This is a genomic window from Celeribacter marinus (assembly GCF_965656515.1).
Classification (GTDB): domain Bacteria; phylum Pseudomonadota; class Alphaproteobacteria; order Rhodobacterales; family Rhodobacteraceae; genus Celeribacter; species Celeribacter marinus_D.
Genome location: NZ_CBFHKW010000059.1, coordinates 4,637 through 6,783, shown reverse-complemented (window position 1 = coordinate 6,783; position 2,147 = coordinate 4,637). Strand labels below are relative to the sequence as shown.

At 55.7% G+C, this 2,147-nt stretch carries 3 protein-coding genes; all 3 read left to right on the top strand.

Going from position 1 to position 2,147, the window contains the following annotated elements; translation table 11 throughout:
• A partial coding sequence (locus tag ACTG34_RS11620; protein ID WP_439105073.1) for an uL15 family ribosomal protein occupies positions 1-172 on the top strand: 172 nt, incomplete at its 5' end.
• Positions 173-278: 106 nt separating this feature from the next.
• Positions 279-1,637 carry a preprotein translocase subunit SecY gene (secY, locus tag ACTG34_RS11615; RefSeq protein WP_439105064.1) on the top strand — a complete coding sequence of 453 codons (1,359 nt, stop codon included), beginning with the start codon at positions 279-281 and terminating at the stop codon, positions 1,635-1,637.
• A partial coding sequence (locus ACTG34_RS11610; protein WP_439105063.1) for an adenylate kinase occupies positions 1,634-2,147 on the top strand: 514 nt, incomplete at its 3' end. The genes secY and ACTG34_RS11610, both read left to right, overlap by 4 nt.

Sequence of the window (2,147 nt, the reverse complement as noted above, 5' to 3'; positions counted from 1 at the left end):
CTCGGGCCTCGTGCGCCGCAAGCTTGACGGTATCCGCGTTCTCGCCAAAGGCGACGTTAAATCCAAGCTGACGATCAACGTCACGGGTGCCTCCGCATCCGCGATTGAAGCTGTTGAAAAGGCGGGCGGCACGCTCACCGTAACAGTCAAAGCCGAAGCGGCAGCTGAATAAGGGTTGTGGTGAGGGGCCTCGCCCCTTACATCAGCTTGTAAGTTTTCCAAGCGCCGCCTGTCGGGAAACCGATGAGGCGGCGCTGTTCGTGAATAGAGAGACCTAAATGGCATCCGCAGCAGAACAGATGGCGTCGAACCTCAATTGGGGTACCATTGGCAAAGCGAAAGAGCTTCGCCAACGCATAGTATTCACTCTCGGTCTGTTGATCGTCTATCGCCTTGGCACGTTTATTCCTGTGCCTGGCATCGACGGCAACGCACTCCGTGACTTTATGGAGCAAGCCTCCGCAGGGATCGGCGGCATCCTGTCGATGTTTACGGGCGGTGCATTGGGCCGGATGGGCATCTTTGCGCTCGGCATCATGCCGTATATCTCTGCGTCGATTATCGTCCAGCTGTTGACGGCGATGGTTCCCTCCCTTGAGCAGCTCAAGAAAGAGGGCGATTCAGGTCGCAAAAAAATCAACCAGTACACGCGCTACGGCACCGTGCTTTTGGCACTGTTCCAAGCCTACGGTTTGGCTGCGTCCCTTGAGGCGGGTGATCTGGCGCATGAGGCTGGTTGGTATTTCCGTGCAGGCGTGATCATCACCCTCGTTGGCGGCACCATGTTCTTGATGTGGCTCGGTGAGCAGATCACCAATCGCGGCATCGGCAACGGTATCTCTCTCATTATTTTCGTCGGCATCGTCGCCGAAATCCCGAGCGCTTTGGCTCAGTTCTTTGCCTCCGGTCGCTCCGGTGCGATTTCCCCGCTTGTTATCCTCGTTGTGATTGCGATGGTCGTCGGGGTGATTGCCTTTGTTGTGTTCATGGAGCGATCCTTGCGCAAGGTACATATTCAGTATCCGCGCCGTCAGCAGGGCATGAAAGTCTATGATGCACAATCAAGCCATCTGCCGATCAAGGTAAACCCCGCAGGCGTTATCCCCGCGATTTTTGCCTCCTCGCTTTTGTTGCTTCCTACCACGATCGCGACCTTTTCGGGTCAGGGTGATCTTGGTCCCGTTATGTCGACCATTTTGGCCTACTTCGGTCCGGGGCAGCCCCTATACTTCTTGTTCTTCACTGGGATGATCGTATTTTTCGCGTATTTCTACACTGCCAACGTCTCGTTCAAAACGGATGACATCGCGCAGAACCTGAAGAACCAAAATGGCTTCATTCCAGGCATCCGTCCGGGAAAGAAGACCGAAGAGCACCTCGATTATATCGTCGCGCGTGTTCTCGTCCTTGGCTCCGCCTATCTCGCAGCTGTCTGTTTGCTGCCTGAAATTTTGCGGTCCCAGTTCGCGATTCCCTTCTACTTTGGGGGAACGTCGGTTCTGATCGTTGTTTCCGTTACGATGGATACGATTCAGCAAATCCAGTCTCATCTGCTGGCCCACCAGTATGAGGGGCTGATCGAAAAGTCGCAGCTGCGCGGGAGGAAGCGCAGCAAGAAAGGGACCGCAAGACGATGAACATTATTCTGCTTGGACCGCCTGGCGCGGGAAAAGGGACGCAAGCACAGCGCCTCGTGGAGGAGCGCGGCATGGTGCAACTGTCAACCGGTGACATGCTTCGGGAGGCCCGCACGTCGGGCACCGAGATGGGCAATAAAGTCGCCGCAATTATGGACGCAGGACAGCTGGTTACGGATGAAATCGTAATCGGTCTGATCGAAGAGAAAATTCGCGAAGGCAACGCCGCAGGATTCATCTTTGACGGTTTTCCGCGCACCTTGGGTCAAGCAGATGCGCTCAACGAGCTTTTGTCACGCAACGGCGCCCAACTCGAAGCGGTGATCCAGTTGGAAGTCGACGACAGCGCATTGGTCGGTCGTATCGTCAATCGTGCGAAAGAGGCCGTAGCCGCAGGTGGCCAAGCGCGCGCTGATGACAATGAGGACAGCCTCAAAACCCGTTTGATGGAATACTACAAAAAGACATCCCCCCTCATCGGCTACTACTACGCCCGTGGGGATCTGCGCT

Excerpts from the sequence above, each read along its gene's own strand:
- secY (WP_439105064.1), top strand. The coding sequence starts at position 279 with ATGGCATCCGCAGCAGAACAGATGGCGTCGAACCTCAATTGGGGTACC.